Below are 17,759 nucleotides of genomic sequence, written 5' to 3'. Positions count from 1 at the left end.
GCCCTTGGCCGGGTTTGCCTGACATTCACCTGCGCCGATCAAGAATAGCGTATCGGCCCGTCCTTACGCGCATGCATCACCTGCCCGCGCCATTTCACCCGCCAGCCGGTCAGCGCCACGGCCCACTCCAGCAGCAACAGCACATCACGCACCGGCATCAACCAGGCGCTTTGCGCCCCCGCCCCGCGCCGCCAGCGCAGCACCCGCGCGCCCAGGGCCAGCACCGCCAACGCCAGGTTCGGCGCAGTGGGCGCCAGGGCCAGGCCCAGCAGCGCCAGCGGCCAGGTGAAGCACACCACGCTGGCAAAGAAGCCCGCCGGGGCGATGGCGCGAATGGTGCGCAGCCAGCGCAGCTCGTGGCTGACCAGCGTAGCAAAGCGAGTCTCGCTGACCTCGGTGCCCACCCACACCGGCGACAGCACCGTGCGCAAGCCGGCGCGCCGGGTCAGCTCGCCCAGCCAGAAGTCGTCGGCCAGGGTGTCGGCCAGCGTTGCCAGGCCGCCGATGGCCGCCAGGCTGTCGGCGCGCAGGGCGATGGTAGAGCCGAAGGCAAAGCGCCGCGAGCCCAGGGCGTGGGACAGGCGCACCGAGGGCGCGAACCAGTCGTCGATGAACAGGCAGCCCAGCCGCGACCAGAAGCTGGCCTGGGCCACGCCGTGGTACAGGCAGGTGACCACGCCCACGCCCGGGTCGGCCAGCGGTGCCACCACCGCGTCCAGGTAACCGGGGGGCACGCTGATGTCGCTGTCGGCCAGCACCAGCCAGTCGTGGCGGGCCTGCGCCTGCAGGTTGAGCAAGTTGCTGACCTTGAGGTTGCTGCCGTGCACGCGCGGCTCCAGCACCAGCTGGATGTCGCGGCCCGGCAGCGCCGCCTGCAGCGCCTGCACTACGGCGATGGCCGGGTCGTGGGCCTCGCGCACGCCGCAAAGCAATTGGTCGCCCTGGCGCAGCTGGCTGGCCACCGTGAATAAATTTTCATACAGCCGCGGCTCGGCGCAGTGCAGGGGCTTGAGCACCGACACCGCGGGCCGGCCGGCCGTGGCCTGGGCCGGCAACGGCTTGCGTACCGCCCACAGGCTCGCCAGCGCGTAGCCTGCGGCTGCCAGCAGCAAACCGCTGCCCAGCCACTGCCCTGCATGATTGAGAACCTCTGCCAAGCCCATCGCAGCCTCGCCTGTTCGCCCGTGCCAGTCTGACACCTTAGCCTGTGTTCACGCAGCTTGCCGATGATCGAACACATCCACAAACCGGGTCGCACACTGAAAATTGTGCACTATAGTGATGAGCGTTGACTGGGCCCAGGAGGTAGACCCTTGACCACTCCGGAACTGGAAAGTCGCCCTTGGCGGCATTCACGCAGTGTCGTGTCGTTCAACGACGAACCGCTGGTATTGGTAGACGAACAGGACCGCGAAGTCGGTTTCCTCGACAAGGCCTCGGCCCACCAGGGCCAGGGCGTGCTGCACCGTGCCTTCTCGCTGCTGGTGTTCAACCACAAGGGCGAGTTGCTGCTGCAACAGCGCGCCGCGGGCAAGCGCCTGTGGCCCGGCTACTGGTCCAACACCTGCTGCAGCCACCCGCGCCGCGACGAAAGCATGGAGGTGGCCATCGAGCGCCGCCTGGAAGAAGAACTGGGCATGCGCTGTGACTTCCGCTTCCTGTTCAAATTCCAGTACCAGGCCCAGTTCGACGCCCAGGGTGCCGAGAACGAATTGTGCTGGGTGTACGCCGGGCGCACCGACGCAGCCCCGGTGCTCAACCTCAACGAGGTATCGGCCCTGCGCTACATCGCCCCCGAGGCGCTGGACCAGGAAATAGCCGAGCGGCCGCACACCTTCACCCCCTGGTTCAAGAGCGAATGGCAACGGCTGCGCCGTGACCACGCCGAGGTGTTCGCCCCGTTGGCTTGATGACGCGAAGGAGACTGTGGTGGGTATTCCAATTATTCAGCAGGTCAAGATCGCCGGGTACATCCTGGGCAAGAAGCTCACCGGCCAGCGCCGCTACCCGTTGGCGATGATGCTCGAGCCCCTGTTCCAGTGCAACCTGGCCTGCGCCGGCTGCGGCAAGATCGACCACCCCAAGGACATCCTCCAGCGGCGCATGAGCGTCGAAGATGCCCTGCGCGCGGTGGACGAATGCGGCGCCCCGGTGGTGTCGATTCCCGGCGGCGAGCCGCTGATCCACAAGGAGCTGCCGCAGATCGTGCAGGGCATCATCGCCCGCAAGAAGTTCGTCTACCTGTGCACCAATGCCATCCTGCTGGCCAAGCACATCGACGAGTACCAGCCCTCCCCCTACTTCACCTGGTCGATCCACCTGGATGGCCTGCGCGAACGCCATGACCAGTCGGTGTGCATGGACGGCGTGTTCGACAAGGCGGTGGCGGCGATCAAGCTGGCGCTGTCGCGCGGCTACCGGGTCACCGTCAACTGCACCTTGTTCAACGAAGAACCGCCGGACGACATCGCCGCCTTCTTCGACTACGCCATGGAACTGGGCGTGGAAGGCATCACCGTGTCCCCCGGCTTCAGCTACGACCACGCGCCGCGCCACGACGTGTTCCTGGGCCGCACCGAAAGCAGCCAGCTGTTCCGCGAGGTGTTCAAGCGCGCCAAGGGCCGCTCGCGCAAATGGGTGTTCAACCAGTCGTCGATGTTCCTCGACTTCCTGGCCGGCAACCAGCGCTACCAGTGCACGCCCTGGTCCAACCCCACCTACAACATTTTTGGCTGGCAGAAGCCCTGCTACCTGCTGGTGGACGAAGGCTACGCGCCCAGCTACCAGGCGCTGATGGACAGCACCGAATGGGAACGCTACGGCGTGGGCATCAACCCCAAGTGCGACAACTGCATGGCCCACTGCGGGTTCGAGGGCACCGCCGTCGACGACACTTTTGCCCACCCGCTCAAGGCCTTGCGCGTGGCGCTGCTGGGGCCGCGCACCGAGGGCGCGATGGCCGAGGCGCTGCCGGTGCGCTATGCCCAGCCCATACCGGTGAAGCTGATCGACACACCGTGACCGCCGCCGGCGCCGCGCTGGCGGCCACGGCACATAACTAGAAAAGGACCACCGATGATTATCGCCTACCAAAAACAGTGCCAGGCCTGGGTCGACGCTGGCCTGCAGGAGTTGCTACAGACGCCCAGCGCGCCCTTGCAGCATTTGTACGACGCCATGCGCTACAGCGTGCTCAACGGCGGCAAGCGGGTGCGCCCGCTGCTGGTGCACGGCGCCTGCCAGGCCCTGGAGGGCGACCCGCGCCAGGCCTTGGGCGCCGCCTGCGCCGTGGAGCTGATACACGCCTATTCACTGGTGCACGACGACCTGCCGGCCATGGACGACGATGACCTGCGCCGCGGCCAGCCCACCACCCACAAGGCCTTCGACGAGGCCACCGCGATTCTCGCCGGTGACGGGTTGCAGACCCTGGCCTTCGAGACCCTGTGCAGCGAGCGCCACAACCCCGCCGACCCCGGCCTGCGCCTGCGCATGCTGCGCACCCTGGCCCAGGCTTCCGGCCCGGCGGGCATGGCCGGCGGCCAGGCCATCGACCTGGCGGCGGTGGGCAAGCAGCTGGACCAGCCGGCGCTGGAAACCATGCACCGGCACAAGACCGGCGCGCTGATCAGCGCCAGCGTGCGCATGGGCGCCCTGGCCAGCGGCCGTGCCGACGAGGCGGCGCTCAAGGCCCTGGCCGACTACGCCCGGGCCGTGGGCCTGGCGTTCCAGGTGCAGGACGACATTCTCGACGTGGAAAGCGACACCGCCACCCTGGGCAAGCGCCAGGGCGCCGACGAAGCCCACCACAAGCCCACCTACCCTGCCCTGCTGGGGCTGGCGGCGGCCAAGGACTATGCCCGGCACCTGCTGGACGAAGCCCTCGGCGCGCTGAACCCGCTGGACCATCACGCCGACGCGCTGCGGGCGCTGGCGCGGTTCATTGTCGAGCGTCATCACTGAGGCCGCCCCGGCGTTCGCCAGCCGGGCCACGTGGGGAGAAGACCATGCAGAAAACCTTCCTGGAAATACCCCGCACCGCGCCGGCCACGCCGCTGCTCGACCACACGCCCACGCCGCTGCAATTGCGCCGCCTCAACGAGGCGCAGTTGCAGGCCCTGGCCGATGAACTGCGCCAGGAACTGCTGTACACCGTGGGCCGCACGGGCGGCCACTTCGGCGCCGGCCTTGGGGTGATCGAACTGACCATCGCCCTGCACTACGTGTTCGACACCCCGGTGGACCGCCTGGTGTGGGACGTGGGCCACCAGGCCTACCCGCACAAGATCCTCACCGGGCGCCGCGGCCTGATGCACACCCTGCGCCAGCAGCACGGCCTGGCGGCGTTTCCGCGGCGCTGCGAAAGCGCCTACGACACCTTTGGCGTTGGCCATTCCAGCACCTCCATCAGCACGGCCCTGGGCATGGCCATCGCTGCCCGCCTGCGCGGCCTGCCGCACAAGACCGTGGCGGTGATCGGCGACGGCGCGATGACCGCCGGCATGGCCTTCGAGGCCCTGAACCATGCCCCGGAGGTAGGCGCCGACCTGCTGGTGGTGCTCAACGACAACGACATGTCGATTTCCCGCAACCTCGGCGGGCTGTCCAATTACCTGGCGCGGGTGTTGTCCAGCCGCACCTACAGCTGCATGCGCGAGGGTGGCAAGCGGATCCTTGCGCGCCTGCCCGGCGCCTGGGAGCTGGGCCGGCGCACCGAGGAATACGCCAAGGGCATGCTCGCCCCCGGCATGCTGTTCGAAGAGCTGGGCTGGAACTACATCGGCCCCATCGACGGCCACGACCTGCCCACCCTGGTGGCCACCCTGGGCAACATGCGCGACCTCAAGGGCCCGCAGTTCCTCCATGTCGCCACCCGCAAGGGCAAGGGCTTCGCCCCCGCCGAGGCCGACCCCATCACCTGGCACGCCATCGGCAAGCTGCCGCCCCCCGAGGCCGCGGCGGTGCCCAAGGCTACCAGCGGGCCGAAGTACTCCAGCGTGTTCGGCCAGTGGCTGTGCGACATGGCCGCCGCCGACCCGCGCCTGACCGGCATTACCCCGGCCATGAAGGAAGGCTCGGACCTGGTGGCCTTCAGCGAACGCTACCCCCAGCGCTATTTCGACGTGGCCATCGCCGAGCAGCACGCCGTGACCCTGGCCGCCGGCATGGCCTGCGAGGGGCTGAAGCCGGTGGTGGCGATCTACTCGACGTTCCTGCAGCGCGCCTATGACCAGCTGATCCACGACGTGGCCCTGCAGAACCTCGACGTGCTGTTCGCCATCGACCGCGCGGGCCTGGTGGGCGAGGACGGCCCGACCCACGCCGGCAGCTTCGACCTGTGCTACCTGCGCTGCGTGCCGGGCATGGTGATCATGGCGCCCAGCGACGAGAACGAACTGCGCCGGCTGCTGAGCACCGGCTTCCAGTATTCAGGCCCCGCCGCCGTGCGTTACCCGCGCGGCACCGGGCCCAACGCGCGCATCGAGCCGGGGCTGCAGCCGCTGGAGATCGGCAAGGGCGTGCTACGCCGGCGCGGCCGCCAGGTGGCGCTGCTGGTGTTCGGCACCCTGCTGCCGGCGGCCCTGCAGGTGGCAGAGGCGCTGGACCTGAGCGTGGCCGACATGCGCTTCGTCAAGCCCCTGGACGAGGCGCTGATTCGCCAGCTGGCGGCCGAGCATGAGTTGTTGGTGACGGTGGAGGAAAACAGCCTGATGGGCGGCGCCGGCAGCGCCGTGGGCGAATACCTGGCCGCCCAGGGCATCACCATGCCGCTGCTGCAGCTGGGCTTGCCGGACCGCTACATCGAGCACGCCACCCCGGCGCAGATGCTGGCCGAGTGCGGGCTGGACGCGGCGGGCATCGAGACCGCCATCCGCCAGCGCCTGGCGCCCGCCGTGAAGGTAGCCTCACGCTCAGCCTGACACCCCGTAGCAGCTGCCGCAGGCTGCGTCCGGGCACACCGCGGTCAACCGCTCTTCTTGCCCATCAACCCGCGCACAGTTTCCTGCAGGTCGGCGGGCAACACCACCACCTTGGCGTTGTTGCTGGCCGCCAGCGACTGCATGGCGTCGATGTAGCGCTCGCCCAGCAGGTACATGGCCGGCACCATGTCATCGCCGATCGCCTGCTTGATCTTGACGATGGACGTCGCCGAGGCCTCGGCCAGCTTCACCGTGGCGGCAGCGTCCTTGGTGGCCGCTTCTTCGCGCGCGGTAGCCGCCAGCACCGCCGCCTGGCGTTCGCCCTCGGCGCGGGTCACGGCGGCCTTGCGCTCACGCTCGGCGGCGGCCTGGCGTTCCATGGCGCCCTGCATGGACGCCGACGGCTTGATGTCCTGGATCTCCACCGAACGCACGGCAATGCCCCAGTCGTCGGTCTGGGTGCTCATGGCCTCGGCCAGCTTGGCCTTGATGGCCTCGCGGCTGGACAGCGCCTCGTCCAGGTCCAGGGTACCGATGATGGCGCGCAGCGCGGTCATGGTCAGGCTGGACACCGCGTACTGGTAATCCTGCACGCCATAGGCGGCTTTCTGCGGGTCGATCACCTTGAGGAAGCACAGGGCGTTGGCAACGATGATGGCGTTGTCCTTGGTGATGATTTCCTGCTGCTGGATGTCGAGGATGATGTCCTTGGTGGGCAGGTTGTATTGCACCCGGTCCATGTACGGAATGACGAAGTTGAGCCCCGGCTTGAGGGTGGTGTGGTAGCGCCCCAGGCGCTCCACTATCCATTCCTCGCCCTGGGGCACGATGCGCACGCCCTTGGCCAGGGTGACGAGGGCGAAGGCGGTGAGCAACAACGGGATGATCAAGCTGCTGAAGAGCATGGTGTCGGTCCTTGAGAATGTTGAGCAGGAAAATCAGGCCACGGTGACGCGCACCGTGCCACCTTCCACCTTCACCAGGCGCACGCGGGTGCCGGCGCTGATGGCTTCGTCGGCCACGCAGGCCCACTCCTCGGCGCCGAGGATGGGCTTCTGGAAGCGCACCCGGCCCTTCTGGAACGGCGCCACGGCCACGGTCAGCAGGCCCACCTCGCCCAGCACTTCGTCCACGCTCCAGCGGGTTTCGGGGCGGCGCTTGCGAAAGAACTTCAGCCACACCAGGGCGATCAGCGAGGACAGCAGCACCCAACTGACGATCTGCGTGCCCAGGGTGACAGCGGGCACGACCAGCGCCACCACGCCGATGAGCACGGCGCCCACGGCGAACCAGAGGATGAAGAACGTCGCGGTGAAGAGCTCCAGCACCGCCAGGGCCACGCCCAGGGCGATCCAGATCTGCCAGTCAAAATCCATGTCGGCTCGCTTGTGTGTATCGGGGAAGGAGGTACAGGCGAGAGTGTGCCAGAGAACCCGGCAGCGGATCGAGAAGAGGATGTAACAAGACAGGATGCCACAGCCTTGTAGCCGCTGCCGACAGGCTGCGCTGACCCTTGGGTACGCTGGAAATTTCCAGTGTATTTGAGGGCCAGCGCAGCCTTCGGCAGCGGCTACGAGGGCGCGTGGCTAGGCGATATCAGCGGGTACCCGCGCTGCGCAGCGCGTTGGGGGTGTAGTCGGCTGGGGTCATCTTCAGGTCGAACTGCACGAAGTTGCGCTCTTCGTTGCTCATGCCGGTAACGATGTAGCGGCCGCCCAGCAGGTCATACAGCCCCTCGAACGCCTCGGCCTGCACCTGGCGGTGGTAGTACGGCATCAGCATCGCCTGCCCTACGCGCCACAGCTGGCCGCGGCCGTCGTACAGGTCGGACATGGCGATGTTCCAGCTGTCCTCGTCCACATAGAAGGTGCGCTTGCCGTAGATGTTGCGCGCGCTGGGCTTGAGCGTGGCTTCCACCACCCACACCCGGTGCAGCTCATAGCGGGCCAGGGTCTGGTTGGTGTGGCCGGCCTGCAGGATGTCGGCGTATTTCACCGTCGGCAGCGCCAGGCGGAAGTTGTTGTAGGGGATGTACATCTCCTGCTTGCCCACCAGCTTCCAGTCGTAGCGGTCCGGGGCGCCGTTGAACATGTCGAAGTTGTCCGAGGTGCGCATGCCGTCCGAGGCGGTGCCCGGGCCGTCATAGGCCACCTGCGGGGCACGCCGCACGCGGCGCTGGCCGGCGCTGTAGACCCAGGCTTCGCGCGGCTGCTTGATCTGGTTCAGCGAGTCGTGCACCAGCAGCACGTCACCGGCCAGCCGCGCCGGCGCGGTGACTTCCTGCTTGAAGTACAGCAGCGCGTTCTGCGCCTCCTGGGGGTCGATGCCGGGCATCTGGTCAGGGAAACCGACCTGGTCACGCAGTTGCACGATGTTGTAGGAGCCGTTGGCCTGGGGCGCGGCCTGGGTGTACACGCGGCTGAGGTTGCCACCGCGGTAGCGGGTGATGTGGTTCCAGATCACCTCCAGGCCGTTCTGCGGGATCGGGAAGGCGTAGAAGCGGCTCTGGTCGAAGTTTTCCAGGCCGTTGCCGTCCGCCACCAGGTTGACCTTGGCAGCGCTGATTTTCGCCGCCGCGGCCACGTTGGCCGGCACCGCGACGCTGCGGTGGGTGGTGTACACCGGAATCACGAAGGTGTCGGGGTAGCGCTTGAACAGGGCGATCTGCCCGGCCGAGAGCTTGCCCTGGTACTGGTCGAGGTTCTTCGCGGTAATGGTGAACAGGGGTTTTTCGCCGGCGTAGGGGTCACCCAGGAAGCCATTGCTGTCCACCGGCGCGGCGTTGGTTTTCAGGCCGCCGTCGTAGGCCGGGATGCTGCCGTCCTTGTTGCCGGCCTTCTCGCCACCCAGCGGGGTCAGGGTGGTGCCCAGCTTGGCCACCTGGTCGGGGCTGACCGCCGCCATCACGTTCACTGCCACCAGGCTCAGGGCCAGGGCGGCGCATTGCATTGCCTGCTTGCCAATCATCATGAGTTCCCCACCTTAGAAGTTCACGCCGAAGCTGAGGGCGACGAAGTCGCGGTCAGACACGGTGTTGTAATCGCCACCAAAGAAGTTGGTGTAGTTGAGGCTGGCGGTGTAGGTGTTCTGGTAGTCGGCATCCAGCCCCAGGCTGACGGCCTTGACCCCCTCGTTGAACACCGGCCCATAGCCGTGCACGTCATGTGACCAGGCAATGTTGGGCTTGAGGTTGATGCCGGCGATGGCGTTGGCATAGTCCCAGATGGCCCGGGCGCGGTAGCCCCACGAGGTGGTGGTGTAGAAGCCGCTGGAACCGTATTCGGCATCGGCGGCGGCGTTTTCGGGGATGCCGAATACCGCGTCGCGGCCAAAGCGGTTGCCCGCCACGTTGCCCACGCCGGAGATGTGGTCCATGCCCACCTCGCCCACCAGCGTCAGGCGCTGGGCGCCCATCACCTGGTCGAAGAAGTGGGTGAAGGTGGTCTGCACCTGGGTGACCGGCTTGCGCACGTAGCCGCTGTCCACCTGGTTGGCCTGGGCCAGCGCCGCGGCCGCGCCGCCGGTAGCCGCGGCGGTGGCCACGGAACTGGCCAGCATGGTCGTGACGTCGGTGGTGTTGAGCTGCAGCGGCATGTTCGGCCGGTAGCTGACCTCGCCGCTCCAGGCGGTGCCGGTGGGCAGTGTGGTGGCGAAGCTCAGGCCGTACAGGCGGATGTCCTCGGGGTATTCGAGGAAGTAGCTGCCGCGCCCCAGCAGAATCGGCTGCGCCAGCGCCGGGGTGGTCAGCGCGCGACGGATGTCGGCGGCGCTGGCGTTCTGCACGCTCACGAACGGGGTACGGCTGTGATAGTTCATCGCGTACGCACCGTACTCGGTGTTATCGCCCAGCCAGCGCAGGGCCAGGCCCCACTGGCCGGAATCGCGTGGGTCATTGTCGGAACCGCGCGGCACGATCAGGCCCTCGGGTGTCACGTTCACCCCCAGGGAATTCAGCGCGGCCTTGGTGCCCGGCTGATTCAGCGCGTTGACGGTGGTGGCGTCGAGGATGGTGTAGTTGTTGCGGCAGCCCTTGGCGGCCACGTCGGTGGACGAGAAGAAGGTACCGCAGTTGTCGAGGATGGTGTTGTCCCAGCCCAGTTGGTAGAACGCCTCGGCGGACAGTTTGTCGGTCAGGCCCTGGGACACGTACAACATGTTCACCGGGATCAGACCTTCCTTGATTTCCGCACCGGGGCGGCGGAACGCCGACACGTCGATGGGGTTGATGGAGTTGATACCACCGCCAATGAAAGTACTTTCACCCCAACTCACCACTTGCTTGCCCAGGCGCACGCTGCCGGGCTTTTCCGCGAGCTGGTAGTTGTAATAAGCGAAGGCGTCAAGTAATTCGATGCCGGAAGATTTGGCCGCTTCCTGGCGATGGTCATTACTGACGTTCTTGAAGTCCTGGTTCTCGTCCTGAAGTTCGAAGTCATACCAATACTTGGCGCGGGTAAACACGCCAAAATTATCGTACTTCAATTCCAGGTCATGGATGCCCTTGAAAATCTTGGAGAAAGTCTCGCCTTTCTCGAAGTTCAAGCGCCCGTCATCGTTGGTCTGGGTAAAGCCATGACCGCCGTTGGCCGAGCCGATCAGCGACTGCTTGGGGCTCTGGGTGCTCCAGCTGGCGCCGATGGACAGGGACGAGTCGAACTGCCCCTCGATTTCCCCAATGTTGAAGTTCACCGCCTGTGCCTCGAAGCTGACGGCACACCCCGCGACGACGGCCACAATGGTTGATGAAAAACCCGCGAACCTTATTTTTGTTATCATTTGGCGCTCCCTGGTGAATCCCCACATTATTGTTGCACCGCCCGCGCGAACGCCCGGTCATGCCTTTTTTTATTCCGTGAAGACAGCTAAAGATGCGGAAGGTTAATTCAACTGTACGCATTTGAAACAACCTGCCAACAATCTATGTGCCATCCCTGATACTGTCAAATTGGCCCAAACGCGTGCAGGCCCATGGCGCCGGGCCTGGGTACGATTGTTGCTTGGGCAGTTAAAACCTTTCAGCCCCGCCAAACTCGCGGGCTGCACCAGGTATATGCGGGGGCGTTATAGGGGCCCATAAACAAAAGCCCGCGATGAGCGGGCGGTGTTATTCATGGCGCAATGTGAGCTGTATCACCAAACAACATGTGTGACACATTGTTTCACCGAGGATGGGGTCGTTGCCGGACGCACCCTTCGGCAGCTGCTACGTCTGTGGGAGCGTCCGAGGCGACGCGGACTCTTCAAATAAGCGCCTGCTTCAAACTCGCGATCACCATCTCGCCCATGCGCGTGCGCGTCTGCACGGTGGCGCTGGCGCGGTGCGGTTGCAGCACCACGTCTTCGCGGGCGAACAGCGCCGGCGGCACGTTGGGCTCGTCGACGAACACGTCCAGCCCGGCCCCGGCGATGTGCCCCGCTTCCAGCGCGGCCACCAGGTCCGGCTCGTTCACCAGCTTGCCGCGCGCCACGTTGATCAGGTAGCCACCGCTGCCCAGGGCCTGCAGCACCTTGGCGTCGATGATGCCTTCGGCCTTGTCTGCCGCTGCCGCCACGATCAGCGCATCGCTGTGGCGCGCCAGTTCCACCAGGTCGGCGACGAAGGTGTACGGCACGTCCCCCATGGGCTGCAGGTCGGTGTAGCTGATGGGGCAGCCGAACGCCGTGGCGCGGGTGGCGACGGCGCGCCCTACCCGGCCCAGGCCGACGATGCCCACGCGCAGGCCACTCACCTGGCGCGCCAGGGGCAGCGGCGCCAGTGGCGTGGCGCTGGCGGGCCACTGGCCGCTGCGCACGTAGCGGTCGCTGGTGCACAGGCCGCGGCAGGCGGCGATCAGCAGGCCCATGGCAAGGTCGGCAACGTCCTCGGTCAGCGCGCCCACGGTGGCGCTGACGGTGATGCCGTGGTCGCGGGCATAGGCCAGGTCCACGGCGTCGGTGCCCACGCCGTTCACGGCCACCACTTCCAGGTGGGGCAGCTGTTCCATCACCTGGCGGGTAATGCCGGTGTGGCCGCCGGTGATCACGCCACGGATCTGCCCGCCCACTTCACGCAGGTACGCGGCCTTGTCGGCCTGCTGGTAATAGGGGTGCACGGTGAACAGCGTGGCCAGCTGCTCGCGAATTTCGGGGATGAGGATGGGGCTCAGTTGCAGAATGTGCGGCTTCATGGTGACCTCGTAAACAAAGGGGAACGGCGCGGCTCAGCCACGGCCCACGAACGGCATGTTGGTGGCCATCACCGTCATGTTCAGCACGTTGGCCGACAGCGGCAGCCCGGCGATGTAGCGCACCGCGTCGGCGATGTGCTGCACGTCGACCATGGGTTCCACGGCGATCTCGCCGTTGGCCTGGCGCACGCCCTTGGTCATGCGCACCGACAGCTCGGTGAGGGCGTTGCCGATGTCGATCTGGCTGCAGGCGATGTTGAACTCGCGGCCGTCCAGCGCCAGGCTCTTGGTCAGGCCCAGCACCGCGTGCTTGCTGGCGGTGTAGGGCGCGCTGAACGGCCGTGGCGCGTGGGCCGAGATCGAGCCGTTGTTGATGATGCGCCCGCCCTGGGGCTGCTGGCGGCGCATCAGGCCGAAGGCGCCGCGGCTGCACAGGAACACCCCGGTGAGGTTGGTGTTGATCACGTTCAGCCACTGGTCCACGGCCAGCTCGTCGATGGGCACCGCGGGGGTGTTGACCCCGGCGTTGTTGAAGATCACGTCCAGGCGGCCGTACACCTCCTCCACCGTGGCGAACAGCGCGTCGACGCTGGCCGGGTCACGCACGTCGGTGGGCACTGCCAGCGCCTCGCCGCCTTCGGCACGGGCCTTTTCCACCAATTCCTGCAGGGGCTCGGCGCGGCGGCCGGCCAGCACCAGGGTGAAGCCGTCGGCCAGCAGGCCCAGGGCCACGGCGCGGCCAATGCCACTGCCGGCGCCGGTTACCAGAGCCACTTTGCGCGTTGTCGTTGTCATGTCGCTCACTCCTTGATGAATGGATTAACGGCGCGCGCCCACGCGCACGCTCAGTTCGCCGATGCCGTCGATGCCGGCGCTGATCACGTCGCCCGGTTCCAGCGCGGCCACCCCCGGCGGCGTGCCGGTCATGATCAGGTCGCCGGGGCGCAGGGCGATGGACTGGGACAGGCGGCTGATGATCTCGCTCACCGACCAGATCTGCTGCTCCAGGCTGGAGCGCTGGCGCTCCACGCCGTTGACCTGCAGCCACACTGCGCCGCGGTCGGGGTGGCCGATGCGGCTCACCGGCACTACCGCGCCGATCGGCGCCGAGCCGTCGAAGGCCTTGGCCGCCTCCCAGGGCTGGCCGGCGGCCTTGGCGGCCATCTGCAGGTCGCGGCGGGTCAGGTCCAGCCCTGCAGCGTAGCCCCAGACATGCTCTAGCGCGCGGTTTTCAGGGATATCGCCGCCACCGCTGCCGATGGCCACCACCAGCTCGATCTCGTGGCAGAACTCGCGGGTCAGCGGCGGGTACGCCAGCTCGCCGCCGGCCTGCACCACGGCGCTGGCCGGTTTCATGAAGAACATCGGCGCCTGGCGCACGGCGTCCTGGGCGTCGCCCCAGGGGTAGTTGCGGCCCAGGCAGAACACCCGGTTCACCGGGAAGCGCGCGTCACTGCCCTGCACGTCCAGGGTCACGCCCGCGTCGGGGGCAAATACGAAAGGGCTCATGGTCTACCTCGTGGCCTGTGTGTCGTTGGCCCACAGCGTACGGCGCCGTGGGCGGTGAAAGTTGGAGAAAACCGTGGCTGTCCTGGAGTAAACCGGGCTCAGCGGGCACGCAGTTGAATGCGGTACAGGCGCCCCAGCAGCAGCGAGTACGACAGCGTGCCGCACAGCGCCACCGCGCCGATGAACCAGAAGGCGTAGGCGAACGAGCCGGTGGCATGGACGATGCCGCCGATGACGATAGGCGTGACGATGCCGCCGATGTTCGCCGCCAGGCTGGTGATGCCACCGGTCAGGCCCACCAGCTCCTTGGGCGCCACCTCTGACACCGCCGCCCACGACGCCGAGGCGATGCCCTGGGCGAAGAACGCGGTGGTGAGGATGGCGATGCACACCACGTTGGAGTCGGTGAAGTTCATCAGCACGATAGACATGCCCAGCATCGAGCCCACCACCAGCGGCAGCTTGCGTGCAAAGGACATGGAATAGCCGCGGCGGATCATCCAATCCGAGAGAATCCCGGCCAGGAGAATGCCCACCGTGGCGCCGAGGAACGGCATCACCGCGAAAATACCGACCTTGATCATGGTCAGGTGGCGCTCTTCGATCAGGTAGGTGGGGAACCAGGTGAGGAAGAAATACAGCGCCGAGGTGCTGGCGAATTTGCCGATGCAGATCGCCCAGATCTGCCGGTAGCTGAGCAATTCGCCGATCTGCCGCCAGCTGAAGCGGGTGCGCTGGGCGCTGGCTTTCACCAGGCCGCCGCCGTCCTCGATGTACTGCAGTTCCTGGGCGCTGACCTTCTTGCAGGCCAGCGGGTCGCGATACAGGTACAGCCAGGCCACGCCGAAGGCGATGCCCACCAGGCCCGTGGTGTAGAACACGTGGCGCCAGTCATAGGTGGTGGCCAGCCACAGCAGCGCGCCGGTAAACAGCGCCGTGCCCAGGTACTGGCCGCACACGTAGATGCTGCTGGCCAGGCCGCGCTCGCGGGCCGGGAACCACACCGCCACCGCGCGGCTGTTGGCCGGAAACGCCGGGGCTTCCAGGGCGCCGACCGCCAGGCGCAGGCCGAACAGCGAGGCAAAGCCACCCGCCAGGCCCTGGCCGACGGTAACCGCCGACCAGGTGATCAGCGACAGGCCGTAGGTGAAGCGCGAGCCAAAGCGGTCGGCGACGAAGCCGGCCGGCACCAGCGCCAGCGCGTAGGTCCAGGCGAAGCCGGAGAAAATCAGGCCCATCTGGATCTTGTCCAGGCCCAGGTCCTTGGCCATGAACGGCGCGGCGATGGAGATGTTCACCCGGTCGACGTAGTTGATGATGGTGGCGATCAGCAGCAGCGACAGCATGAACCAGCGTCGCCGGGTGGGCAGCCGCGCGGCGCTGGTGCTGTGGTCAAAGGTTTCGGCGGGGGCGGCCACCAGGTCGGCGTCGACGTTGGGCATCTGCCGGTTGCTGGGGGCCAGGTACTCGTGGGGAGTCGTCTGCATGGTACGAACACCTTCTAATTATTGTTGATAGGTATCGAGTCGGACGCCCCCAAGGTGATCGTACAACCATTGAAAATCAACGGGCCGGTTAGAACGTTTTTGCACAGCGAAACCGGCTCTCGGTCAAAAGTCCAAAAACAAAAAGCGCTGAAAACAGGCTGGCAAAACACCAATTTATCGCCAGGATTATTGAGTTAGAGCGGTTAACATCGGCCAGGCACACAGCAGGGTTTTTGCACTTGGCAAAAACCACAAAGCCACGCAAAGTGTGCAAAGTGATCGTACAATCACCCAAAACAACACGCCTGACAGCCGCCCCCAGCGGCTGAACAACAGGAGAGACACCATGCAGTCTTCCAGCCGCGTGCCCACCTTCGGCATGCAGCAACGCAGCGAACGCCCCGACTTCTACATCCGCGACGAAAGCGTGCGCAAACCCGAGACGGCCCCGCACCGCCACGAGTATTTCCAGATCCAGGTGAACCTGGGCGGCGACACCGTGCAGCACATCGGCAACGTGCAGCGGCCCTTCCCCAGCCGCGCCCTGGCGTTCATCCTGCCGCACCGGGTGCACATGATCCCCCACCCTGCGCACGCGCATTTCCAGCTGATCAATTTCTCCCAGGCCTTCCTGCTGCCGCACCTGAGCTGCGACCCGCTGGACCTGGAAGACGTGTCGATTGCCCTGGCCCCGGAGCTGGCGCCGTTTCGCTTCCAGGAGCACCTGGACTTCATCCTCGAGCCCGCGCCCTTCGCCCAGGTGTGCGGGTTGCTGGAGCAGATGCACGCCCTGGACCGCGACCGCCAGTTCGGCATGCGCGAGTCGCTCAAGGGCCTGCTGCTGCAGCTGATCGGCGGCGTCTGCAGCCAGTACGCCGAGCCGCTCAAGGCCCTGGCCAGCGGCAATGCCGCCCAGCTCAGCCGGCGCGATGCGCTCAAGCGCATGTCCACCTACGTGCGCGCGCACCTGGCCGACCCGGAGCTGGACCTGAAGAAGGTGGCGGCCGCCACCTACCTGTCGCCCCACTACCTGACCCACTGGCTGAAAAAGGAGATCGGCAAGAGCTTCAGCGAGCTGGTGCTGGAGCGGCGCATGCACCTGGCCCGGCAGCTGCTGCTGGACAGCCTCAAGCCGGTGGGTGAGATCGCGCGGCTGTGCGGGTTCGCCGACGAGGCCTATTTTTCCCGGCGCTTCCGCCATATCCACGGCCTGCCGCCGGGGCAGTACCGGCGCCAGCAGCAGGCGGTTACCGGCCAGGCCGGCTAGCCCCTATACTGGCGGGCATCGCCCTAGCATCAAGGACAGTACATGCGCGTCATCGTCATCGGCGGGTTGGGCAACTTCGGCGCCCGCATCTGCCGCCGCCTGGCCATGGAGCCGGGGCTGGAACTGGTGGCCACCGGCCGCAAGCCGGTCAGCGGCAGCGCCTTCTTCGGGCCGCTCAGCGCCATCACCACCGCGCCCCTGGACATCGACAGCCCGCGGTTGCAAAGCCAACTGGCCGACCTGCGGCCGCAACTGGTGATCCACTGCGCCGGCCCCTACCAGGGCCAGGACTACCGCGTGGCGCTGGCCGCCTGCGCGGTCGGCGCGCATTACCTGGACCTGTCCGACGGCCGCGATTTCGTCGCCGACTTCCGCGCCAACGTGCACACCGCCGCCAGCGCCGCCGGGGTGCTGGCGGTCAGCGGCGCCAGCACCCTGCCCGGCCTGTCCACCGCCGTGGTGGACCAGTTGAGCGCCGGCTGGGCACGCCTGGACAGCGTGCAGGTGGCCATCGCCCCCGGCCAGCAGGCGCCACGCGGCGAAGCGACGATCAAGGCGGTGTTCGGCTACGCCGGCCAGGGCTTTAAGCGCTGGCATAACGGCCGTTGGGCCACGGTGCACGGCTGGCAGAACCTGCGCCGCTTCAGCTTCGAAGGCATCGGCCCGCGCTGGGGCGCGGCCTGCGACGTACCCGACCTGGAACTGTTCCCGGCGCGCTACCCCGGCGTGCGCGAGGTGAGCTTCCATGCTGCCCTGGAGCTGCGTATCCAGCACCTGGGCTTGTGGTTGGTGGCGGCGTTGCGGCGGGTGGGCGTGCCGCTGCCGATTGCCCAAAACGCCGCGCGCTTGAACCGCTGGGCCAATGTGCTGCTGGACCGTTTTGGCAGCGACCTGGGCGGCATGCGCGTGCGGCTCAAGGGCGTGGGCGCCGACGGCCGTGGCGTGGAATGCACCTGGCAGCTGACTGCGCCGGGGGGCAATGGCCCGGAGATTCCGTGCATGGCCACGGTGTTGCTGGCGTGCAAACTGGCCCGCGGCCAATTGCACCAGACTGGCGCCATGGCGTGCATGGGGTTGCTGACGCTGGATGAGTTCGCACCGGAGTTTGCGCGGTGGGGGTTTGCGCAGAGGGTGGAGCACAAGGTGACGTGATGCACCGAGGTGAAGCTGGTTTGTGAGTTGCTGTTGATCTGCTGTTGATCTGCTGTTGATCTGCTGTTGATCTGCTTGTGATCTGCTTGTGATCTGCTTGTGATCTGGCTTGTGATCTTGATCTGGCTCTTGATCTTGATTGTATGCCCCGTAAAGCGCCCGGGCCGACTGGAGGCGTCGATCAACGGGCTGCCCGAAGGGCCGAGGCCGCAGGCCGAAGAGACGGTAACCCGCAGGCTTCTATAGCGGGTGCCGT

The 17,759-nt window shown here is 66.6% G+C and carries 16 protein-coding genes; 7 read left to right on the top strand and 9 right to left on the bottom strand.

Features of this window, described 5'->3' with window-relative positions; all coding sequences use genetic code 11:
* Window positions 1–38: 38 nt before the first annotated feature.
* A complete protein-coding gene (gene hpnI, locus AC0Z2B_RS13485) occupies window positions 39–1,163 on the bottom strand; it encodes a bacteriohopanetetrol glucosamine biosynthesis glycosyltransferase HpnI (protein WP_476297225.1) in 1,125 nt (374 codons plus the stop codon).
* A gap of 150 nt (window positions 1,164–1,313) precedes the next feature.
* Here hpnI and idi point away from each other — a divergent pair, with 150 nt between their 5' ends.
* Genes idi through dxs form a run of 4 tightly spaced genes read left to right on the top strand, consistent with a single transcriptional unit; the run spans window position 1,314 to window position 5,921 of the window.
* The gene (idi, locus tag AC0Z2B_RS13480; protein ID WP_416424891.1) at window positions 1,314–1,910 is read left to right on the top strand and encodes an isopentenyl-diphosphate Delta-isomerase; all 597 of its coding nucleotides are present in this window, start codon (window positions 1,314–1,316) and stop codon (window positions 1,908–1,910) included.
* A 19-nt stretch (window positions 1,911–1,929) separates the two neighbouring features.
* Window positions 1,930–3,021, top strand: a complete 1,092-nt coding sequence (gene hpnH, locus AC0Z2B_RS13475; RefSeq protein ID WP_476297223.1) for an adenosyl-hopene transferase HpnH — start codon at window positions 1,930–1,932, stop codon at window positions 3,019–3,021.
* 54 nt (window positions 3,022–3,075) lie between these two features.
* The gene (ispA, locus tag AC0Z2B_RS13470; protein WP_476297221.1) at window positions 3,076–3,963 is read left to right on the top strand and encodes a (2E,6E)-farnesyl diphosphate synthase; all 888 of its coding nucleotides are present in this window, start codon (window positions 3,076–3,078) and stop codon (window positions 3,961–3,963) included.
* Window positions 3,964–4,007: 44 nt separating this feature from the next.
* Entirely contained in the window at window positions 4,008–5,921 is a 1,914-nt protein-coding gene (gene dxs / locus AC0Z2B_RS13465; RefSeq protein WP_476297219.1) for a 1-deoxy-D-xylulose-5-phosphate synthase, read from the top strand.
* A gap of 44 nt (window positions 5,922–5,965) precedes the next feature.
* Here the strand turns inward: dxs and AC0Z2B_RS13460 are convergent, their stop codons facing one another.
* The 4 genes from AC0Z2B_RS13460 to AC0Z2B_RS13445 form a co-directional block, all read right to left on the bottom strand.
* A complete protein-coding gene (locus tag AC0Z2B_RS13460; protein ID WP_473002757.1) occupies window positions 5,966–6,826 on the bottom strand; it encodes an SPFH domain-containing protein in 861 nt (286 codons plus the stop codon).
* A 33-nt stretch (window positions 6,827–6,859) separates the two neighbouring features.
* Window positions 6,860–7,297 (bottom strand): NfeD family protein, encoded by a 438-nt coding sequence (locus AC0Z2B_RS13455; RefSeq protein ID WP_476297217.1) that lies wholly within the window; start codon window positions 7,295–7,297, stop codon window positions 6,860–6,862.
* 220 nt (window positions 7,298–7,517) lie between these two features.
* Window positions 7,518–8,891 (bottom strand): DUF1329 domain-containing protein, encoded by a 1,374-nt coding sequence (locus tag AC0Z2B_RS13450; protein WP_473002760.1) that lies wholly within the window; start codon window positions 8,889–8,891, stop codon window positions 7,518–7,520.
* Between the two features lie 12 nt (window positions 8,892–8,903).
* Window positions 8,904–10,697 carry a DUF1302 domain-containing protein gene (locus tag AC0Z2B_RS13445; protein WP_476297215.1) on the bottom strand — a complete coding sequence of 598 codons (1,794 nt, stop codon included), beginning with the start codon at window positions 10,695–10,697 and terminating at the stop codon, window positions 8,904–8,906.
* On the opposite strand from AC0Z2B_RS13445, the gene AC0Z2B_RS13440 reads away from it, so the two are divergent.
* Window positions 10,597–10,803, top strand: coding sequence for a hypothetical protein (locus AC0Z2B_RS13440; protein ID WP_416427612.1), 207 nt, complete (start codon window positions 10,597–10,599; stop codon window positions 10,801–10,803). The two genes, AC0Z2B_RS13445 and AC0Z2B_RS13440, sit on opposite strands and share 101 nt — an antisense overlap.
* A gap of 358 nt (window positions 10,804–11,161) precedes the next feature.
* On the opposite strand, the gene AC0Z2B_RS13435 is transcribed toward AC0Z2B_RS13440, so the two are convergent.
* The 4 genes from AC0Z2B_RS13435 to AC0Z2B_RS13420 all read right to left on the bottom strand — a co-directional run bounded on the left by AC0Z2B_RS13435 (window position 11,162) and on the right by AC0Z2B_RS13420 (window position 14,943).
* A complete protein-coding gene (locus tag AC0Z2B_RS13435; protein WP_476297213.1) occupies window positions 11,162–12,088 on the bottom strand; it encodes a 2-hydroxyacid dehydrogenase in 927 nt (308 codons plus the stop codon).
* A gap of 33 nt (window positions 12,089–12,121) precedes the next feature.
* Window positions 12,122–12,883, bottom strand: a complete 762-nt coding sequence (locus AC0Z2B_RS13430) for an SDR family NAD(P)-dependent oxidoreductase (RefSeq protein ID WP_473002766.1) — start codon at window positions 12,881–12,883, stop codon at window positions 12,122–12,124.
* A gap of 24 nt (window positions 12,884–12,907) precedes the next feature.
* Window positions 12,908–13,597 carry a fumarylacetoacetate hydrolase family protein gene (locus AC0Z2B_RS13425; RefSeq protein WP_476297210.1) on the bottom strand — a complete coding sequence of 230 codons (690 nt, stop codon included), beginning with the start codon at window positions 13,595–13,597 and terminating at the stop codon, window positions 12,908–12,910.
* Between the two features lie 98 nt (window positions 13,598–13,695).
* A complete protein-coding gene (locus AC0Z2B_RS13420; protein WP_476297410.1) occupies window positions 13,696–14,943 on the bottom strand; it encodes an MFS transporter in 1,248 nt (415 codons plus the stop codon).
* Window positions 14,944–15,430: 487 nt separating this feature from the next.
* On the opposite strand from AC0Z2B_RS13420, the gene AC0Z2B_RS13415 reads away from it, so the two are divergent.
* A complete protein-coding gene (locus tag AC0Z2B_RS13415) occupies window positions 15,431–16,351 on the top strand; it encodes a helix-turn-helix transcriptional regulator (protein ID WP_476297208.1) in 921 nt (306 codons plus the stop codon).
* A gap of 42 nt (window positions 16,352–16,393) precedes the next feature.
* A complete protein-coding gene (locus tag AC0Z2B_RS13410) occupies window positions 16,394–17,503 on the top strand; it encodes a saccharopine dehydrogenase family protein (protein WP_476297206.1) in 1,110 nt (369 codons plus the stop codon).
* Window positions 17,504–17,759 lie beyond the last annotated feature (256 nt).

The sequence above is a fragment of the Pseudomonas sp. GYB4201 genome, assembly GCF_056312595.1.
The sequence above is the reverse complement of the archived record's forward strand: the minus strand, read 5'-3'. Positions and strand labels throughout refer to the sequence as shown.